Genomic DNA, 17,677 nt, shown 5'->3' on the forward strand with positions numbered 1-17,677 from the left:
GTGTTTTCCCTGAAAACACGGGATTCGGTTCGCCCTACATGCGCACGCCGGTCTTGGCGTCAAACCAGCTCACCTGCTCTGCCGCAATGTGCAGGCCGACGGTGTCGCCCGGTGCTACACGCACCTGCGGCGCGGTGCGCACGGTGACCAGACCGGCCTCGGTCTGCACCACCACGTAGGTGTCGGCCCCGGTGGGTTCGACCACGCTGACCTCGCCACGCCAGTCGGAGGCATCGGCCAAGGCGATGTGCTCGGGGCGCAGGCCCAGCAAAGTGTCCACGCCGGGCAGCGGGCTGTCCAGCGGCAGATTTGCACCTTGTATAGAAAATTGGCCGCTAGCGCTTGCGGTACCAGCACGACCAGCTATTAAATTCATAGTAGGCGAGCCAATGAAGCTGGCCACGTAGGTATTGGCCGGGCGGCTGTAGATGTCGTCCGGGGTGCCGAGTTGCTGCAGCACGCCGTCTTTCATCACCGCGATGCGGCTGCCCAGGGTCATGGCCTCGATCTGGTCGTGGGTCACGTAGACGCTGGTGATGCCCGACACCTGGTGCAAGCGCTTGATCTCGGCCCGCATCTCGACGCGCAGCTTGGCATCCAGGTTCGATAAAGGTTCGTCGAACAGGAACAGCTGCGGCTGGCGGGCCAGGGCCCGGCCCATGGCCACGCGCTGGCGCTGGCCGCCCGAGAGCTGCGCGGGGCGGCGGTCCAGCAGGTGGGTAATTTGCAGCATGGCAGCCACTTCGGCAATGCGTTTGTCGCGGTCGGCCTTGGGCACTTTGCGCATCTCCAGCGCGAAGCCGATGTTCTCGGCCACGCTCATGGTGGGGTACAGCGCGTAGCTCTGGAACACCATGGCGATGTCGCGCTGGGCCGGGGCCACGCCGACCACGTTGCGGTCGCCGATGCGGATCGCGCCCTCGGTGGGCTCTTCGAGCCCGGCAATGATGTTAAGCAACGTGGACTTGCCGCAGCCGGACGGGCCGACCAAGATGAGGAACTCGCCCGGGGCCACGTCGATGTCGATGCGCTTGAGCACCTCGACCATTTTGTCGCCGCTGCCAAAGGTTTTGCGGATGCCTTGAATGTGGAGTGCGGATGCCATTTTTTTATCCTTTCACAGCACCGGCTGTGAGTCCTTTAACGAAGAATTTGCCTGCCAGCACGTAGATGAGGATGGTGGGCAGACCCGCGATCACGGCAGCGGCCATGTCGACGTTGTAGTTTTTCACGCTGCTGGTGGTGTTGACCATGTTGTTCAGGCCCACGGTGATGGGCTTGCTGTCGGCGCCGCTGAAGGCCACGCCGAACAAGAAGTCGTTCCAGATGTTGGTGAACTGCCAGATCAGCGTGACCATCACGATGGGCGTGGACAGCGGCACGATGATGCGCACAAAGATGCGCCAGAAGCCCGCGCCGTCTATGCGCGCGGCGTTGACCAGCTCTTTCGGGATGGCCGCGTAGTAGTTGCGGAAGAACAGCGTGGTGCCCGCCAGACCGGCCAGGCAGTGCACAAAGATCAGGCCGTACACCGAGCTGGAAATGCCCAGCCAACCCAGTATCTGGCTCATGGGCAGCAGCACCACCTGGAACGGCATGAACACGCCAAACAGCATGAAACCAAACAGCACTTCGCTGCCCCGGAACTTCCACAGGCTCAGCACGTAGCCGTTGATCGCGCCCCACAGCGTGGAGATGATCACCGCCGGAAACACGATCAGCACCGAGTTCCAGAAGAAGGGCTGCAGCCCCCGGCAGTCGGTGCCGGTGCAGGCGCTGGACCAGGCCAGCGTCCAGGCTTCGAAGTTCAGGCCGTGCGGCAGGCTCAGCAGGTTGCCGCTGCGGATCTCTTCCGCGTCCTTGAACGAGGTGGCCAGCATCACATACATGGGGGCCAGGAAAAACAGCGCTGCGATAAACAGCACGCCGTAGATCAGCACACGGGAAAGGTTCTTACCGATCATGGGGTTTGCTCCGCAGTTCGCTGTACAAATAGGGCACCACGATGGCCGCCACAGTGGCCAGCATCATGGTGGCGCTGGCGGCACCCAGGCCGATCTGGCCACGGGTAAAGCTCATCACGTACATGAAGGTGGCGGGCACGTCGGTGGCGTAGCCTGGGCCGCCGCCAGTCAGGGCCATCACCAGGTCAAAGCTCTTGATGGACAGGTGCGACAAGACCATGATGGTGGAGAACACCACCGGCCGCAGGATCGGCAAAATGATGCGCCAGTAGATGCGCGGCAGGCTGGCGCCGTCGATCTGTGCGGCCTTGATGATGCTGTCGTCGATGCCGCGCAAGCCCGCCAAAAACAACGCCATGGCAAACCCGGCCGATTGCCAGATGCCCGCAATCACCACGCAGTAGATGGCGGTGTCGCTCTGCACCAGCCAGTCAAAGCTGAAGCTGCTCCAGCCGATGTCGTGCATCAGCTTTTCCAGCCCCAGGCTGGGGTTGAGCATCCATTTCCAGGCGGTGCCGGTGACGATGAACGACAGCGCCATGGGGTACAGGTAAATGGTGCGCAGCAGGCCTTCGGCGCGGACTTTCTGGTCCAGCACGATGGCCAGGGCCATGCCGATCAGCATCGCGCCACCCACGTACAGCACGCTGAAAATACCCAGGTTCTTCAGGGCCAGCCACCAGCGGTCCATTTCCCAGAGCTTGGCGTATTGCTCCAGGCCCACAAATTCGTCGTAATTGGGCAGCATGCGCGACGCGGTCATGGACAGCACGCCGTTCCAGATCATCAGCCCGTAGATGAAAGCAAAGCCCAGCACAAAGCCGGGCGCAATCACCAGCTTGGGCAGGGATTGCTCAAAATTTAACTTCATAGATTCAGCTCTCGCAGTGGACAAAAAGCCCCCCGGCTGCGGCGAACCGCATCCGGGGGGCCTGGGCTACGACTTATTTGGTCTTGGCAGCCGAGGCGATGTTCTTCATCGCGGCATCGACCGTGATCTTGTCGTCGTTCCAGAACTGGCTCACAGCGTCCTTGATCGCGCCTTCAGCCGCAGGGCTGACGGCCATGCCGTGGGCGATGGAGGGCACCAGGCTGCCGGTCTTGGCGGTGGCCACGAAGTCCTTGGCGGAGAGCTTGGCGCAGTCGTCAAACTTGTCCAGGTTCATGTTCAGGCGCACCGGGATGGAGCCCTTGTTCAGGTTGAAGATCTCCTGGAACTCGGTGCCCATGATGGCGGCAGCCAGGTCGCCCTGGGCTTTTTGCGCATCGGCGGCCTTGAGCTTGAACATGGCGAACGAGTCGATGTTGTAGGTGTAGGACGTGGCGGTGCCGGGGGCGGCAGCGCACAGGAAGTCCTTGCCCGGCACCTTGCCTGCGGCCAGGAACTCGCCCTTGGCCCAGTCACCCATGAACTGGAAGCCGGCCTTGCCCTGCATCACCATGGCGGTGGTCAGGTTCCAGTCACGGCCTGCGGAGGCTGCGTCGGTGTAGCCCTTGATCTTGCGGAAGGTCTCCAGCGACTTCTTCATGGTGTCGCTGGTCAATGCCTTGGCATCCAGCTTGACCAGCGCGTCGCTGTAGAACTTGGCACCGCCCACGCCCAGCACCACCGATTCAAAGGTGGTGAAGTCTTGCCAGTTCTGGCCACCATGGGCCACGGCGATCAGGCCTGCGGCCTTGATCTTGTCGGCAGCGGCGAAGAATTCGTCGTAGGTCTTGGGCATGCCGGCCACACCGGCCTTTTTCAGCACTTCAGGGTTCGCCCACACCCAGTTCACGCGGTGCACGTTGACCGGTGCAGCCACGTAGTTGCCCTTGTACTTCATGCCATCGGCCACGGCCTTGGGCAGCAGGCTGTCCCACTTTTCGGCCTGGGCGGTGGCGTTCAGGTTGGCCAGCACGCCTTCGGCAGCCCATTCCTGGATGGCCGGGCCCTTGATCTGGGCGGCGGCGGGCGGGTTGCCCGACACCACACGGCTCTTCAACACGGTGGCGGCGTTATCGCCACCGCCACCGGCCACTGCGAAGTCTTTCCAGACGTGGCCCTTGGCCTGCATGATCTTCTTGAGTTCGGCCACCGACTTGGCCTCGCCGCCTGAGGTCCAGTAATGCAGCACTTCAACCTCACCGGCGTGCAACGCGCCAGCCGACACCACAACAGCCATGGCCAGCGCCACTTTGGAAAGTTTCATCATCAATCTGTCTCCTGGGTTTGCCGCCTCGCAGGTTGGGAGGCCGGGGCAAAGGGTGGATTCAATGCGGCACCATGCCACGTTGAGAACATTAATTTTTCATTAATTAACGAATTATGAATACTAGGGCTTTCCCTCGCTTGGCAACAAATTACTACCTATTTAATAGCTGCCCGTGCTGATGGATAGAGCGAGAGCGGCCATTTTTATACCCCATCTGGCCGGTGCGCCACCCTGCCCGTTTATCATCCCCGCCATGCTTGCCAAGTTCACCAGCTTCCTTTTACTCGGCATCGTGCGGCTTTTGACCGGGGCCCAGGCCCGCTGGCACGGCTGCCCGCCCAAGGCCGAACAGCGCATTTATTTCGCCAACCACCAAAGCCACGTCGATCTGATTCTGATCTGGGCCGCCCTGCCCACCGAGCTGCGCAGCATCACCCGCCCCATCGCCGCCAAAGACTACTGGGCCAACTCGCGCTTCAAGCGGTGGCTGACCAGCGCGGTGTTCAACGCCATCTACGTGGACCGCAGCCGCACCAAGGACGAGCACGGCGTGGAGCAAGACCCGCTGGAGCCGCTGGTCGATGCCTTGCAAAGCGGCGACTCCATCATCCTGTTCCCCGAGGGCACGCGTGGCTTTGCGCCGGAGCCGCAGCCCTTCAAGGCCGGGCTGTACAACCTGGCGCTGCAGTTTCCCCAGGTGGTGCTGGTGCCCACCTGGATCCACAACGTGCAGCGCGTGATGCCCAAGGGCGAGGTGATCCCGGTGCCGGTGCTGTGCTCGGTCACCTTTGGCACGCCGATGCAGCTGGAGCCAGGCGAGGAGCGCCGTGCGTTTCTGGACCGCGCGCGCCTGAACGTGATGGCGCTTAGAGACATATGAACCAATTTTTGCGTGCCCTGAGCGGCAGCCAGCAGGTAGCCGCGCTGTTCTTGCTGGTGTTTGGCGTGCTGTCGCTGGCCAGCGCCGCGCTGCTGCTGGTGTCGCTGCGCGAGCGCGACGACGGCACCTTCAAGGCCGCATTTGGCTCCGACCTGACCGATCTGCGCCGCCTGCTGCGCCACACCTGGGTCATGGCCGCCATGTTCTGGTTGACCTGGGTGCTGGGCGGCTGGTTTGCGATCAGCTTGTTTGGGCTGGTGGCGTTCTTTGCGCTGCGCGAGTTCATCACCCTGTCGCCGACCCACCGGGGCGACCACCGCAGCCTGATCCTGGCGTTTTTTGTGGTGCTGCCGGTGCAGTTCTGGATGGCGGGCGGGCGGCATTTCGACCTGTTCACGGTGTTCATCCCGGTGTACGTGTTTCTGGCCCTGCCCCTGGTGGGTGCGCTGGCCGACGACCCGCACCGTTTCCTGGAGCGCAATGCCAAGATGCAATGGGGCATCATGGTCTGCGTCTACGGCACCAGCCACATCCCCGCCCTGGTGCGGCTGGAGATCCCCGGCTACGCCGACAAAAGCGCCTTTCTGGTGTTTTTTCTGGTGCTGGTGGTGCAAACCTGCATGCTGGTGCAGCACCTGGCCGCCCGCAAGCTCAAGCGCCCACCGCGCGCGCCGCACATCAGCCAAAGCTTCAACTGGAGCAGTTGGGGCATGGGCATGGCCGCCGGGGGCCTGATGGGCGGCCTGCTGGCCGGCATCACCCCCTTCAAACCCGGCCAGGCCCTGGCCATGGCGCTGATCGCCTGCGCCGCAGGCACCGCCGGCCACCTGGTCATGAAAGCCCTGAAGCGCGACCGCGGCATCACCAACTGGGGCACCGAGGGCCAATCCATCACCGGCGCCAGCGGCCTGCTCGACCGGGTGGACGCCCTGTGCTTCGCCGCCCCGATCTTCTTCCACTCGGTGCGCTGGTTTTTCCGGCTGTAGCGCATACTGTACGAGCACAACCAGCTCTCAAATAAATAGCATGCGACTTCTCGGCATTGACCCCGGCTTGCAGACCACCGGCTTCGGCATCATCGACGTGGACGGCTCCAACCTGAGCTACGTGGCCAGCGGCACCATCAAGACCACGCACCTGGACCTGGGGCAGCTGCCTGCGCGCATCAAAATTTTGTTTGACGGGATTTGCGAGGTCTGCACCCGCTACGAGCCGGACGCCGCCTCGGTGGAAATCATCTTTGTGAACGTGAACCCGCAGTCCACCCTGCTGCTGGGCCAGGCGCGCGGGGCCAGCCTGGCGGCGCTGGGGCACAGCAATTTGTCGGTGCACGAATACACCGCCCTGCAGATGAAGAAGGCCGTGGTCGGCCATGGCCGGGCCGACAAGACCCAGGTGCAGGAGATGGTGAAACGCTTGTTGAAGCTGCCCGTGCTGCCCGGTAAGGATGCCGCCGACGCCCTGGGCATGGCCATCACCCACGCCCATGTGGGGCATGCGATGGCCCGGCTGGCGCAGGCCACGCCGCTGACACGCAAGACCAGCGGCATGTACCGCGATGGGCGGATTAACTAGTACGGGCTCAGGCCAGCCGTTCCAGAATCAGCACGGTGAAGAATCCGAACGCGGCCAGCAGCGTCCACTTCAGCACCACCCAGCCCCAGCGCAGGTAGCGGCGGTCCCGGGTGCCGACGTAGAAGGCAAAGGACACACCCGCACCCAGCAGCAGGAACAGGATGGCCCAGCGGAACAGCAGCATGGCGCTACCAGGCGCGGGCGAGTTGGGCGAAACCTGCGGGCGCGTCGGACGCGTTGTCGAAGGTGACGATCTCCCAGGCGTCGGTGTTGTCCATCAGTGCGCGGATCAGCTTGTTGTTCAGCGCGTGGCCGGATTTCATGGCGCTGTAGCTGGCCAGCAGGGGCTTGCCCAGCATGTACATGTCGCCCATCGCGTCCAGCACCTTGTGCTTCACGAATTCATCGTCGTAGCGCAGGCCGCCCGCGTTGAGCACCTTGTAATCGTCCATCAGGATGGCGTTGTCCATACCGCCGCCCAGGCCCAGGCCGTTGGCGCGCAGCATCTCGGCGTCGCGGGTGAAGCCAAAGGTGCGGGCGCGGGCAATGTCGCGGATGTACGAGTCGCTGCCCAGGTCGAATTCGACGTGCTGGCCGGTGGAATCCACCGCCGGGTGGTCAAAAATGATGTCGAAGCTCAGCTTGTAGCCGTGGTACGGCTCCAGCCGCGCCCACTTTTCTGCCGTGCCCGTGCCTTCGCGCACCTCCACCGGCTGGGTCACGCGGATAAAACGGCGCGGGGCTTTTTGCAGCTCAATGCCCGCCGTTTGCAGCAGGTACACAAAAGCCGCCGCCGAGCCGTCCAGGATGGGCACTTCTTCGGCGGTGATTTCCACAATCAGGTTGTCAATGCCCAGACCTGCGCAGGCCGACATCAAATGCTCCACCGTAGACACCTTGGCCGAGCCGCTGGACACCGTGGTCGCCATGCGCGTATCGGTGACCGACTCGGCCGTCATGGCAATGTCCACCGGCACCGGCAGGTCGGTACGGCGAAACACAATGCCGGTATCGGGCGGCGCCGGGCGCAGCGTCAATTCCACCCGCTGGCCGCTGTGCACGCCCACACCCACGGCTTTGGTGAGGGACTTGAGGGTTCGTTGCTGGAGCATGGTGCGATTTTAAGTGGCAGGCCTATCGCCCACGATCAGCAATGTTGATGGCACAGATCAAAAAAAGGCATCCCCCGATCCCGCCACAAGTGCGAGATCGGCGGGCGCAGACCCTCAATCGGCCTGCTTACGGAGGAATGCGGGGATCTCGTAGTCGTCCATGCCACCCGACGACAGTGCGTCCACCCGGGCGCTGGCCTGGGTGCGGTTGGGCGTGCGCCACACTGCCGGGCCGCGCAGCGACTCGTAGTCGGGCTGGCCATTGCCCACGCCCATGCCGTTGGCGCTGCCTTGCATTGGCAGGGTGAAGCCCACGTTGTCGGTGCCGGTGCGTTGCACCACCACCTGCAGCGGGGCCGCCACACGGCGCTTGCTCAGGCCGGTGGCCACCACGGTGACGCGGATCTTGTCGCCCAGGCCGTCGTCGTAGGCGGTACCGTAGATGACATGCGCGTCCGGCGATGCGTAGGCGCGGATGGTATTCATGGCCAGCTTGGATTCGTTCAGCTTGAGCGAACCCTTGGCAGCGGTGATCAGCACCAGCACGCCCTTGGCGCCCGACAGGTCAATGCCTTCGAGCAGCGGGCAGGCCACGGCCTGCTCGGCGGCGATGCGGGCGCGGTCGGGGCCTTCGGCCACGGCGGTACCCATCATGGCCTTGCCAGGCTCGCCCATGACGGTGCGCACGTCTTCAAAGTCGACGTTCACATGGCCGGGCACGTTGATGATTTCGGCAATGCCGCCGACGGCGTTTTTCAGCACGTCGTTGGCGTGGGCGAAGGCTTCGTCCTGCGTCACGTCGTCGCCCAGCACTTCCAGCAGTTTCTCGTTGAGCACCACGATCAGCGAGTCGACATTGGCTTCCAGCTCAGCCAGGCCGTTGTCGGCGTTGGACATGCGTTTGGGGCCTTCGAAGTCGAATGGCTTGGTGATCACGCCCACGGTCAGAATGCCCATTTCCTTGGCCACGCGGGCAATCACCGGAGCCGCGCCGGTGCCGGTGCCGCCGCCCATGCCGGCGGTGATGAACAGCATGTGCGCGCCAGCGATGGCCGCGCGGATGTCGTCCACGGCCAGCTCGGCGGCTTCGCGGCCCTTGTCGGGCTTGCTGCCAGCGCCCAGGCCGCTCAGGCCCAGCTGGATGGTCTTGTGCGCCACGCTGCGGCCCAGGGCCTGCGCGTCGGTGTTGGCGCTGATGAACTCCACGCCCTGGACGTTGCAGCCAATCATGTGCTCCACGGCATTGCCGCCGCCGCCGCCGACACCGATCACTTTGATCTGGGTGCCCAGGTTAAATTCTTCGACTTCAATCATTTCGATAGGCATGTGGTTCTCCTTCATGGTGTCAATGGGGTGCTGTTACTTCAAACAAAAAAACGAAACGGGGTGACCGGGGACCAGGGGGGATGGCAGGTTCGCCATCGCCACAACGCCATGGAGGCTGGGCTGCCACGCGGAAAGGAGTGGGGGGTGAGGGTGCTGCACATGGTCAGAAGTTCCCCACAAACCAGTCTTTGACGCGGCCGACTGCCGTCTTCATGGAGCCGTTTTTCTGCGCCACCTTGAAGCCGCGGGCGCGGCCGATGCGGGCCTCTTCCAGCAGGCCCATCACGGTAGCGGCGCGGGGCTGCGAGACCATGTCGGACAGTGCGCCGCGGTACTTGGGCACGCCGCGGCGCACCGGTTTCAAGAAGATGTCTTCTCCCAGCTCGACCATGCCGGGCATGACCACGCTGCCGCCGGTGAGCACGATGCCGCTGGACAGCACTTCTTCAAAGCCCGACTCCCGGATCACCTGGGCCACCAGCGAATAAATTTCTTCCACACGGGGCTCGATCACGCCGGCCAAGGCCTGGCGGCTGAGCATGCGCGGACCGCGGTCGCCCAGGCCGGGCACTTCCACCTGGGCGTCCGGATCGGCCAGCAGCTGCTTGGCGTAGCCGCTTTCGACCTTGATGTCTTCTGCGTCCTTGGTGGGCGTGCGCAGGGCCATGGCGATGTCGCTGGTGATCAGGTCGCCCGCAATCGGGATCACGGCGGTGTGGCGGATCGCGCCGTTGGTAAAGATGGCCACGTCGGTGGTGCCCGCGCCGATGTCCACCAGGGCCACGCCCAGTTCGCGCTCGTCTTCGGTCAGCACCGACAGGCTGCTGGCCAGCGGATTCAGCATCAACTGGTCCACGTCCAAGCCGCAGCGGCGGATGCACTTGATGATGTTCTCGGCGGCACTTTGCGCCCCGGTGACGATGTGCACCTTGGCCTCCAGGCGGATGCCGCTCATGCCGATGGGCTCTTTCACATCCTGCCCGTCAATGATGAATTCCTGCGGCTCCACCAGCAGCAGGCGCTGATCGGTAGAGATGTGGATGGCCTTGGCGGTTTCCACCACGCGGGCCACGTCGGCGGCGGTGACTTCGCGGTCTTTCACCGCCACCATGCCGCTGGAGTTGATGCCGCGGATGTGGCTGCCGGTGATGCCGGTGTAGACGTGCGAGATCTTGCAGTCGGCCATCAGCTCGGCTTCTTTCAGCGCCAGCTGGATGCTTTGCACCGTCGCGTCGATGTTCACCACCACGCCACGCTTGAGGCCGTTGCTGGGGGCCACGCCAAACCCGGCCAGCTTGAGCTCACCGCCCGCCAGCACCTCGGCCACCACCACCATCACCTTGGCGGTACCGATGTCCACCCCGACGACTAAATCTTTGTACTCTTTTGCCATAGTGCGTCCTGTAATTCAATGTCCTGTTGTCTTGGTCTTGGGCACCGGCAGTGGTGCGGCCAGGGTGGTCACGCCGCGCAAGCGCAGGGCGTAACCTTCTGTGTAGCGCAGATCGGCCTCCTCCACCGCATCCACGGTGCGGCCATATTCCTTGGCCACCTGGGCCACGGTGCCGATGAAGCGCTGCACGCGTTGGGTAATTTCTTCGGCCGTGCCGCGGCCCAGTTCGACCTCGCCACCGGCATCGGTCTGCATGCGCCAGCCACCGCGCTTGGTCAGCGTCAGCTGGTCCAGCGTCATGTCCAGCGGGGTCAGCAAGGGGGCCAGCGTGTGGTACATGCCCAGGATCTGGCCCGCCTGCTCCACCGGGCCATTCAGGCGGGGCATGTCGTCGTGGTCCACTTCGCCCACGTTGGCCTCGAACACTTCACCAAAGGTATTGAGCAGGCGGGACTCGCTGTCGTCGCCCCAGTAGGCGGCGGCCTGCTGCTCTTGCAGCACCACCCGCAAGCGGTTGGGGAACTCGCGCCGCACCACCGCCTTGCGCACCCAGGGCACGGCCTCGAATGCGGCCTTGGTGGCGTTCAGGTCCACGGTAAAGAAGGTGCCCTTGATCTTGCCGCCCAGGTTGGCGCGCAGGGTCACATCGTTGTTGTGCGCCACATCGCCCACCACCGAAATGCCGCGGATGGCAAACAGCGGCTGGCGGGCCGTCCACTGCACCAGCGCCGCCAGCCCGAGGACGAGCGCACCCAGGAACAGCACCGTGGCGGTGGCGTTCATGAGTTTCACGTCCATGGGGGGGGCGACTTTTTGCATGCTCAGGCCGCCGGTTTGGCGTAGTCCAGCGCCGCAGTTTGCAGCAGGCGCACGCACAGGGCTTCGTAGCTGATGCCTGCGGCGCGGGCCGACATGGGCACCAGCGAATGGCTGGTCATGCCGGGGGCGGTGTTGATCTCCAGCAGGTAGGGCTTGCGGGTGGCCGCGTCGATCATCACATCGGCACGGGCCCAGCCGCGGCAGCCCAGGGCCAGAAAAGCTTTGCGCACCAGGGCCTGGATGGCAGCCTCTTCACCCTCGGGCAGGCCACAGGGCACCAGGTACTGCGTGGTGTCGGTGAAGTACTTGTTCTGGTAGTCGTAGTTGCCTTCGGGCGCGACGATGCGGATCACCGGCAGCACCTCGGTCTGGGTGCCCATGCCCAGCAGCGGAATGGTGACCTCGTCGCCGCTGATGAACTGCTCGCACAGCACGGCGGGGTCCAGCTGAGCGGCCAACGCGTAGGCCGCATCCACCTGGTCCAAGGTCAGTACCTTGGTGAGTCCGATGGTGGAGCCTTCACGGGCGGGCTTGACGATCATCGGCGCGCCCAGTGTGGCGAAGGCGCTGCGGGCCGCGGCGGCGCTGTCCACCTCGAGCCAGCCGGGGGTGGGCAGGCCTTCGGCGCGCCAGATGCGCTTGGTCATGACCTTGTCGATGGCGATGCTGGAGGCCATTACGCCGGAGCCGGTGTACGGAATGCCCAGCAGCTCCAGCGCGCCTTGCACCGTACCGTCTTCGCCGAAGCGGCCATGCAGGGCGATGAAGCAGCGGTCGAAGCCCTCGCGCTTCAGGTCGCCCAGATCGCGCTCCGACGGGTCGAAGGCATGCGCATCCACGCCCTGGCTGCGCAGTGCCGCCAGCACGCCGGTGCCCGACATTTTGGACACTTCGCGCTCGGCGGACGCACCGCCCATCAGCACAGCCACTTTTCCGAGATTTAAAGAATTTAGGGTCATAGCGCTCATCCCACCTGCGTAAGCAGCTCTTTTTTCGATAGCAAATCAACCACCTTGCCGGGCACGGCACCGATGGAGCCTGCGCCCATGCACAGCACCACGTCGCCGTCACGGGCGATATCGGCAATGGCCTGCGGCATGGCGGCAATATCGTCGATGAAGACCGGCTCCACCCGGCCTGCCACGCGCAGGGCACGGGCCAGCGCCCGGCCATCGGCGGCGACGATGGCGGCCTCGCCCGCCGCGTAGATTTCACCCAGCAGCACCACATCGGCCTCGCCAATCACGCGCACAAAGTCCTCAAAACAGTCGCGCGTGCGGCTGTAGCGGTGCGGCTGGAAGGCCAGCACCAGGCGGCGGCCCGGAAACGCGCCGCGCGCGGCCGACAGCGTGGCCGCCATCTCCACCGGGTGGTGGCCGTAGTCGTCCACCAAGGTGAACGTGCCACCGTCTTTGGCAGGCTGCTCGCCATAAGGCTGGAAGCGGCGGCCCACGCCCTCGAAAGTGGCCAGCGCGCGCTGCACGGCGGCATCGGGCAGGTCCAGCTCGGCGGCGATGGCGATGGCCGACAGCGCGTTCAGTACGTTGTGGCGGCCCGGCAGGTTCAGTACCACGTCCAGGTCGGACAACACCACGCCATTGCGGCGCTGCACGGTAAAGTGCATCTGGCCACCCACGGCGCGCACGTCCACGGCCCGTACCTGGGCACCTTCTTCAAAACCGTAGCTGGTGACGGGGTTGGTCACCTCGTCGACGATGGCGCGCACGCCGGGGTCGTCGGTGCACAGGATGGCCGTGCCGTAGAAGGGCATGCGGTGCAGAAAGTCGACAAAGGCCTTCTTCAGATTGTTGAAGTCGTGGCCGTAGGTTTCCATGTGGTCGGCGTCGATATTCGTCACCACCGCCATCACGGGCAGCAGGTGCAGGAAGGACGCGTCGGATTCGTCGGCCTCGACCACGATGTAGTCGCCGGTGCCCAAGCGCGCATTGGCTCCAGCGCTGTTGAGGCGACCGCCGATCACAAAGGTCGGGTCCAGCCCGGCCTCGACTAGCACGCTGGCCACCAGGCTGGTGGTGGTGGTTTTGCCGTGCGTACCGGCAATCGCAATGCCCTGCTTCAGGCGCATCAGCTCGGCCAGCATCAGTGCGCGCGGCACGATGGGCACCTTGTTTTCACGCGCGGCCAGCACCTCGGGGTTGTCGGCCTTGACGGCGGTGGAGGTGACGATGGCATCTGCCCCCAGCACATTGGCCGGGGTATGGCCGATGAAGGTGGTGATGCCCAGGCCCGCCAGACGGCGCAGCGTGGCGCTGTCCGACTGGTCCGATCCCGAGACGGTGTAACCCAGTTTATGCAGCACCTCGGCGATGGCCGACATGCCGGAACCACCGATTCCGACAAAGTGCAAGTGGCGTACGGCGTGTTTCATGGACGCACCAATCTTTCTAGTTCATCGGCAACGCGCGACGCCGCATGGGGCTTGGCCAGCGCGCGGGCCTGGGTTGCCATCGCAAGCAGCTGCTCGCGGTTCAGGCGGGTCAATAGGTCGGCCAGGTGCGGCGGTGTCAGCTCGGCCTGCGCAAGGTAGATACCGGCCTGCTTGTCGGCCAGCCAGGTGGCGTTGTCACGCTGGTGCGAAGTGGTGCTTACCACCAAGGGCACCAGCACGGCCGCCACTCCGGCAGCGCACAGCTCGCTGACGGTGACGGCACCGGCGCGGCAGAGGATGAGGTCACATTGCGCCAACTCGGTGGCCATGTCGTCGATGAATGGCAGCACCTGGGCGGAAATACCCTGCGCGGCATAGGCCGCCTGCACGGCCGCCTGCTGGGCCACGCCGGTCTGGTGCACCACCTGGGGCCGCTGGTCGGCGGGCAACCGGGCCAGGGCCTGCGGCAGGCAGTCGTTGATAGCCTTGGCACCCAAGCTACCACCCACCACCAGCAAGCGCAGTGGCCCCTGGCGGCCCGCAAAGCGTTCGGCGGGCGGAGCGATGGACTCGATCTCGGCACGTACCGGGTTGCCGGTGACCACTGCACGGCGTATGCCTTGCGTGGCTGGGCCTTCAAAACCAAACGCAACGCGGTCGGCCACCGGCAGCAGCGCCTTGTTGCTCATCAGCAGCGCGGCATCGGCGTTCACCAGCATCAGGGGCTTGCCCAGCAGCGAGGCCATGAGCCCGCCGGGGAAGCAGACATAGCCGCCCATGCCCAACACGGCGTTGGCGTGGCGCTTGCGCAAAATCTGCAGGCAGCTCCAGAAAGCCGCCAGCATGCGCACGCCGCCGGTCAGCGCGTGCACCATGCCCTTGCCGCGCAGTCCGCTGAAGGCGATGCGGTCCATGGCAATGCCCGAGGGCGGCACCAGCTTGTTCTCCATGCCGTGCAGCGTGCCAAGCCAGCTGACCGTCCAGCCGCGCCGCTGCATCTCGCGCGCCACCGCCAGGCCGGGGATGATGTGTCCGCCCGTACCGGCTGCCATGACGACCAGATGGCGCGCCGTCATACCCGTGCTCCATGCATCAGCACGTCGCGTACCGCGCCGTGCACCGCTGGCGCGGTGTTGTCTGTTTTGGTGAACCAGGCAAATGTCATACACGGGCTCCATGCATGAGTTGCCTGTTTTCATAATCAACGCGCAGCACCACGGCCAAAGCCACCAGATTCCACAGAATCGCTGAGCCGCCGAAGCTCATCAGCGGCAGGGTCAGCCCCTTGGTGGGCAGCGCGCCCAGGTTCACGCCCATGTTGATGAAGGTTTGAAAACCCATCCACAGGCCCACGCCCTGGGCGACCAGGCCGGCAAACAGGCGGTCTAACGCAATCGACTGGCGGCCAATGTGCATGATGCGGCGGACCAGCCAGAAGAACAGGCAGATCACCGTGACCACGCCGACCAGGCCAAACTCCTCGCCAATCACGGCCAGCAAGAAGTCGGTGTGCGCCTCGGGCAGCCAGCTGAGCTTTTCGATGCTGCCGCCCAGCCCCACGCCAAAGATCTCGCCCCGGCCGATGGCGATCAGCGAATGGGTGAGCTGGTAGCCCTTGGCCAGCGCATTGCTGTCGCTCCAGGGGTCCAGGTAGGCAAAGATGCGCGCCCGGCGGTAGTCGTTGAAGGCAATCATCATGCTGAAGGCCCCCACCAGCACGGTGGCGATCAGAAAGAACATGCGGGCGTTCACGCCGCCCAGAAACAGAATGCCCATGGCGATCACCGCAATCACCATAAATGCGCCCATGTCGGGCTCGGCCAGCAGCAGCACGCCCACCATGCCCACGGCCGCCCCCATGGGCCAGACGGCGCGCCAGAAGTTCTCTTTCACGTCCATCTTGCGCACCATGTAGTCGGCCGCATAGATGACAACGGCAAACTTGGCCATCTCGGACGGCTGGAAGTTCATCACCCCCAAGGGCAGCCAGCGCCGTGCGCCGTACACCACCTTGCCCACGCCCGGAATCAGCACCGCGATCAACAACACCAGCGAGACGATGAACAGCCACGGAGCCCAGCGCTCCCAGGTGCGCATCGGCACCTGGAACGCGATCAGCGCTGCCACAAAGGCCACACACAGAAACACTGCGTGCCGGATCAGGAAGAAGTTGTGGTCGTACTTGGCGAAGCGGGGGTTGTCGGGCATGGCGATCGAGGCCGAATACACCATCACCAGGCCCCAGGCCAGCAGTGCCACGGTCACCCACAGCAGCGGCTGGTCAAAGCCGTGCACACGGGTTGGCTGGCTGGGTGTGCGCGAGAAGCCGCTGGACCCGAGCTTGACCGGCAAGGCATCGGCCGCCGCCTTGGGCAGGCCCTTGAACCAGTCGCGAAACCGCGCAGGCAGACGCAGGGACAGGGTGCTCATGCCTCGCCCTCCCCGCCATCGGCCAAGGCCATGACGGCTTCAATGAACACCTGGGCGCGGTGCTCGTAATTCTTGAACATGTCAAAGCTGGCGCAAGCAGGCGACATCAGTACGGCATCCCCGGGGTGGGCGCGCTGGCTGGCCAGTTGCACCGCCTGGGCCATGCTGTCGGCATCGACCAGGGCGACACCCGCGTCGGCCAGGGCCGCGCGGATCAGCGGCGCGTCGCGGCCCATCAGCACCACCGCACGGGCGTAGCGCGCCACCGGCGCAGCCAGGGGGCTGAAATCCTGGCCCTTGCCCTCGCCGCCCATAATGACCACGATGCGGCGCTCGGCCCCCAGGCCATTGAGTGCGGCCACGGTGGCGCCGACGTTGGTGCCTTTGCTATCGTCAAAATATTCGATTTCGCGCACGGTATCGACCGACTCGACGCGGTGCGGCTCGCCCCGGTATTCGCGCAGGCCGTAAAGCATGGGGGCCAGCGCGCAGCCCGCCGCCGTGGCCAGTGCCAGGGCAGCCAGGGCGTTGACGGCGTTGTGGCGGCCCCGGATGCGCAGTGCGTCGGCAGGCATCAGGCGCTGGATGTACAGATCGTCTGCGGCTTCGCTGCGTTTGCGCTTGGTTTCGTCGGCTTCCAGGGCGCGCACCAGCCAGGCCATGCCATTGACCACTTCGAGGCCGAAGTCACCGGGGCGCTGGGGCATGTCACCGCCAAAGGTGGTGTAGCGGCGCAACTGGGGCTTTTGCAGGCGCACGCGGATCGGCTCGGGCAGCATGGCCATCACGCCGGGGTCTTCGCGGTTGAGCAGCATCAGGCCGTGCTGGCCAAAGATGCGGGCTTTGGCCGCGCCATAGGCCTGCATGCTGCCATGCCAGTCCAGATGGTCTTGCGTGAGGTTAAGCACGGCGGCGGCGGTGGGCTCAAAGCCTTGGGCCGCGTCGAGCTGGAAGCTGGACAGCTCCAGCACCCAGACCTCGGGCAAGGTGTTAGCCGCCATGTGGGCCGCCAGGGTGTCCAGCAGCGTGGGGCCGATGTTGCCGGCCACAGCCACGGTTTTACCCGCGCGGGCCACCAACTGGCCGGTGAGCGACGTTACGGTGGTCTTGCCATTGGTGCCGGTGATGGCCAGCACGGCGGGCTGGTAGCCCAGCGGTACGGCAGGTGCGGCAATGGCCAAGGGGGCTTCGTCGTCGTCGGAAGGGAGGGTGTCCTCCTCCGGCTCGGGCTGCGGCTCCACAGCCGCGGGGGCCAGGCGCAAATCGGCCAGCGCCCGGGCAAACAGGGTCAGCTCACCGCCGACCGGCAAACCGGCGCGCTGCGCCTCGGCCAGCACCGGCGCCAGCACTTCGGGCGAGAGGCCCGGCGAGCGGTACACGGCGCGCACGCCCTGCGCCAGGGCCGCGCTGAAAACGCCGCCAATGAAACGCACTGCGGGCACTTCGGTCTGCAAGGCCGCCAGTTGGGGTGGGGCCTCGCGCGTGTCTGCCACGGTGACCTGCGCGCCATGCTGGGCGCACCAGCGCGCCATGGCCAGCCCGGACGCACCGAGGCCCAGGATCAACACGGGGAGGTCTTGCAAGTGCCGCATGG

The 17,677-nt window shown here is 64.9% G+C and carries 17 protein-coding genes; 3 read left to right on the top strand and 14 right to left on the bottom strand.

Features of this window, described 5'->3' with window-relative positions; genetic code table 11:
- Nucleotides 1–34: 34 nt before the first annotated feature.
- From AB3G31_RS19500 to AB3G31_RS19515, 4 genes are all read right to left on the bottom strand, one after another.
- Nucleotides 35–1,105: an ABC transporter ATP-binding protein gene (locus tag AB3G31_RS19500; protein ID WP_367847719.1), complete on the bottom strand. Its 1,071-nt coding sequence runs from the start codon at nucleotides 1,103–1,105 to the stop codon at nucleotides 35–37.
- Between the two features lie 4 nt (nucleotides 1,106–1,109).
- Nucleotides 1,110–1,964, bottom strand: coding sequence for a carbohydrate ABC transporter permease (locus tag AB3G31_RS19505; protein WP_367847720.1), 855 nt, complete (start codon nucleotides 1,962–1,964; stop codon nucleotides 1,110–1,112).
- Complete coding sequence (locus AB3G31_RS19510) at nucleotides 1,954–2,835, bottom strand: carbohydrate ABC transporter permease (protein ID WP_315209034.1); 882 nt, start codon at nucleotides 2,833–2,835, stop codon at nucleotides 1,954–1,956. The genes AB3G31_RS19505 and AB3G31_RS19510 overlap by 11 nt, the downstream gene beginning before the upstream one ends.
- A 73-nt stretch (nucleotides 2,836–2,908) precedes the next feature.
- A complete protein-coding gene (locus tag AB3G31_RS19515) occupies nucleotides 2,909–4,159 on the bottom strand; it encodes an ABC transporter substrate-binding protein (RefSeq protein WP_367847721.1) in 1,251 nt (416 codons plus the stop codon).
- Nucleotides 4,160–4,412: 253 nt separating this feature from the next.
- On the opposite strand from AB3G31_RS19515, the gene AB3G31_RS19520 reads away from it, so the two are divergent.
- Genes AB3G31_RS19520 through ruvC form a run of 3 tightly spaced genes read left to right on the top strand, consistent with a single transcriptional unit; the run spans nucleotide 4,413 to nucleotide 6,614 of the window.
- Nucleotides 4,413–5,039: a lysophospholipid acyltransferase family protein gene (locus tag AB3G31_RS19520; protein WP_367847722.1), complete on the top strand. Its 627-nt coding sequence runs from the start codon at nucleotides 4,413–4,415 to the stop codon at nucleotides 5,037–5,039.
- A complete protein-coding gene (locus AB3G31_RS19525) occupies nucleotides 5,036–6,025 on the top strand; it encodes a phosphatidate cytidylyltransferase (protein ID WP_367847723.1) in 990 nt (329 codons plus the stop codon). The genes AB3G31_RS19520 and AB3G31_RS19525 overlap by 4 nt, the downstream gene beginning before the upstream one ends.
- A gap of 40 nt (nucleotides 6,026–6,065) precedes the next feature.
- The gene (gene ruvC / locus AB3G31_RS19530; protein WP_315226673.1) at nucleotides 6,066–6,614 is read left to right on the top strand and encodes a crossover junction endodeoxyribonuclease RuvC; all 549 of its coding nucleotides are present in this window, start codon (nucleotides 6,066–6,068) and stop codon (nucleotides 6,612–6,614) included.
- Nucleotides 6,615–6,621: 7 nt separating this feature from the next.
- Here the strand turns inward: ruvC and AB3G31_RS19535 are convergent, their stop codons facing one another.
- The 10 genes from AB3G31_RS19535 to murD form a co-directional block, all read right to left on the bottom strand.
- Complete coding sequence (locus AB3G31_RS19535) at nucleotides 6,622–6,798, bottom strand: hypothetical protein (RefSeq protein ID WP_295958291.1); 177 nt, start codon at nucleotides 6,796–6,798, stop codon at nucleotides 6,622–6,624.
- 4 nt (nucleotides 6,799–6,802) lie between these two features.
- Nucleotides 6,803–7,726, bottom strand: coding sequence for a UDP-3-O-acyl-N-acetylglucosamine deacetylase (gene lpxC / locus AB3G31_RS19540; protein ID WP_367847724.1), 924 nt, complete (start codon nucleotides 7,724–7,726; stop codon nucleotides 6,803–6,805).
- 114 nt (nucleotides 7,727–7,840) lie between these two features.
- Nucleotides 7,841–9,052: a cell division protein FtsZ gene (gene ftsZ, locus AB3G31_RS19545; protein ID WP_367847725.1), complete on the bottom strand. Its 1,212-nt coding sequence runs from the start codon at nucleotides 9,050–9,052 to the stop codon at nucleotides 7,841–7,843.
- Between the two features lie 163 nt (nucleotides 9,053–9,215).
- The gene (gene ftsA / locus AB3G31_RS19550; protein ID WP_367847726.1) at nucleotides 9,216–10,445 is read right to left on the bottom strand and encodes a cell division protein FtsA; all 1,230 of its coding nucleotides are present in this window, start codon (nucleotides 10,443–10,445) and stop codon (nucleotides 9,216–9,218) included.
- 15 nt (nucleotides 10,446–10,460) lie between these two features.
- A complete protein-coding gene (locus AB3G31_RS19555; RefSeq protein WP_367847727.1) occupies nucleotides 10,461–11,264 on the bottom strand; it encodes a cell division protein FtsQ/DivIB in 804 nt (267 codons plus the stop codon).
- A gap of 2 nt (nucleotides 11,265–11,266) precedes the next feature.
- Nucleotides 11,267–12,223 (bottom strand): D-alanine--D-alanine ligase, encoded by a 957-nt coding sequence (locus AB3G31_RS19560; RefSeq protein WP_367847728.1) that lies wholly within the window; start codon nucleotides 12,221–12,223, stop codon nucleotides 11,267–11,269.
- Between the two features lie 5 nt (nucleotides 12,224–12,228).
- Nucleotides 12,229–13,653 carry a UDP-N-acetylmuramate--L-alanine ligase gene (murC, locus tag AB3G31_RS19565; RefSeq protein WP_367847729.1) on the bottom strand — a complete coding sequence of 475 codons (1,425 nt, stop codon included), beginning with the start codon at nucleotides 13,651–13,653 and terminating at the stop codon, nucleotides 12,229–12,231.
- A complete protein-coding gene (murG, locus tag AB3G31_RS19570) occupies nucleotides 13,650–14,729 on the bottom strand; it encodes an undecaprenyldiphospho-muramoylpentapeptide beta-N-acetylglucosaminyltransferase (protein WP_367847730.1) in 1,080 nt (359 codons plus the stop codon). Before murG ends, murC begins: the two co-directional genes overlap by 4 nt.
- Before the next feature lie 85 nt (nucleotides 14,730–14,814).
- Complete coding sequence (ftsW, locus tag AB3G31_RS19575; protein WP_367847731.1) at nucleotides 14,815–16,083, bottom strand: putative lipid II flippase FtsW; 1,269 nt, start codon at nucleotides 16,081–16,083, stop codon at nucleotides 14,815–14,817.
- A complete protein-coding gene (gene murD, locus AB3G31_RS19580; RefSeq protein ID WP_367847732.1) occupies nucleotides 16,080–17,675 on the bottom strand; it encodes a UDP-N-acetylmuramoyl-L-alanine--D-glutamate ligase in 1,596 nt (531 codons plus the stop codon). The genes ftsW and murD overlap by 4 nt, the downstream gene beginning before the upstream one ends.
- Nucleotides 17,676–17,677: the final 2 nt, after the last annotated feature.

The organism is Rhodoferax sp. WC2427, assembly GCF_040822085.1.
Taxonomy (GTDB): Bacteria; Pseudomonadota; Gammaproteobacteria; order Burkholderiales; family Burkholderiaceae_C; genus Rhodoferax_B.

Bases quoted from the DNA above. Each gene is read 5' to 3' on its own strand.
- AB3G31_RS19500 (WP_367847719.1), bottom strand. From the start codon at position 1,105: ATGGCATCCGCACTCCACATTCAAGGCATCCGCAAAACCTTTGGCAGC.
- AB3G31_RS19505 (WP_367847720.1), bottom strand. From the start codon at position 1,964: ATGATCGGTAAGAACCTTTCCCGTGTGCTGATCTACGGCGTGCTGTTT.
- AB3G31_RS19510 (WP_315209034.1), bottom strand. From the start codon at position 2,835: ATGAAGTTAAATTTTGAGCAATCCCTGCCCAAGCTGGTGATTGCGCCC.
- AB3G31_RS19515 (WP_367847721.1), bottom strand. From the start codon at position 4,159: ATGATGAAACTTTCCAAAGTGGCGCTGGCCATGGCTGTTGTGGTGTCG.
- AB3G31_RS19520 (WP_367847722.1), top strand. From the start codon at position 4,413: ATGCTTGCCAAGTTCACCAGCTTCCTTTTACTCGGCATCGTGCGGCTT.
- AB3G31_RS19525 (WP_367847723.1), top strand. From the start codon at position 5,036: ATGAACCAATTTTTGCGTGCCCTGAGCGGCAGCCAGCAGGTAGCCGCG.
- ruvC (WP_315226673.1), top strand. From the start codon at position 6,066: ATGCGACTTCTCGGCATTGACCCCGGCTTGCAGACCACCGGCTTCGGC.
- AB3G31_RS19535 (WP_295958291.1), bottom strand. From the start codon at position 6,798: ATGCTGCTGTTCCGCTGGGCCATCCTGTTCCTGCTGCTGGGTGCGGGT.
- lpxC (WP_367847724.1), bottom strand. From the start codon at position 7,726: ATGCTCCAGCAACGAACCCTCAAGTCCCTCACCAAAGCCGTGGGTGTG.
- ftsZ (WP_367847725.1), bottom strand. From the start codon at position 9,052: ATGCCTATCGAAATGATTGAAGTCGAAGAATTTAACCTGGGCACCCAG.
- ftsA (WP_367847726.1), bottom strand. From the start codon at position 10,445: ATGGCAAAAGAGTACAAAGATTTAGTCGTCGGGGTGGACATCGGTACC.
- AB3G31_RS19555 (WP_367847727.1), bottom strand. From the start codon at position 11,264: ATGCAAAAAGTCGCCCCCCCCATGGACGTGAAACTCATGAACGCCACC.
- AB3G31_RS19560 (WP_367847728.1), bottom strand. From the start codon at position 12,223: ATGACCCTAAATTCTTTAAATCTCGGAAAAGTGGCTGTGCTGATGGGC.
- murC (WP_367847729.1), bottom strand. From the start codon at position 13,653: ATGAAACACGCCGTACGCCACTTGCACTTTGTCGGAATCGGTGGTTCC.
- murG (WP_367847730.1), bottom strand. From the start codon at position 14,729: ATGACGGCGCGCCATCTGGTCGTCATGGCAGCCGGTACGGGCGGACAC.
- ftsW (WP_367847731.1), bottom strand. From the start codon at position 16,083: ATGAGCACCCTGTCCCTGCGTCTGCCTGCGCGGTTTCGCGACTGGTTC.
- murD (WP_367847732.1), bottom strand. From the start codon at position 17,675: ATGCGGCACTTGCAAGACCTCCCCGTGTTGATCCTGGGCCTCGGTGCG.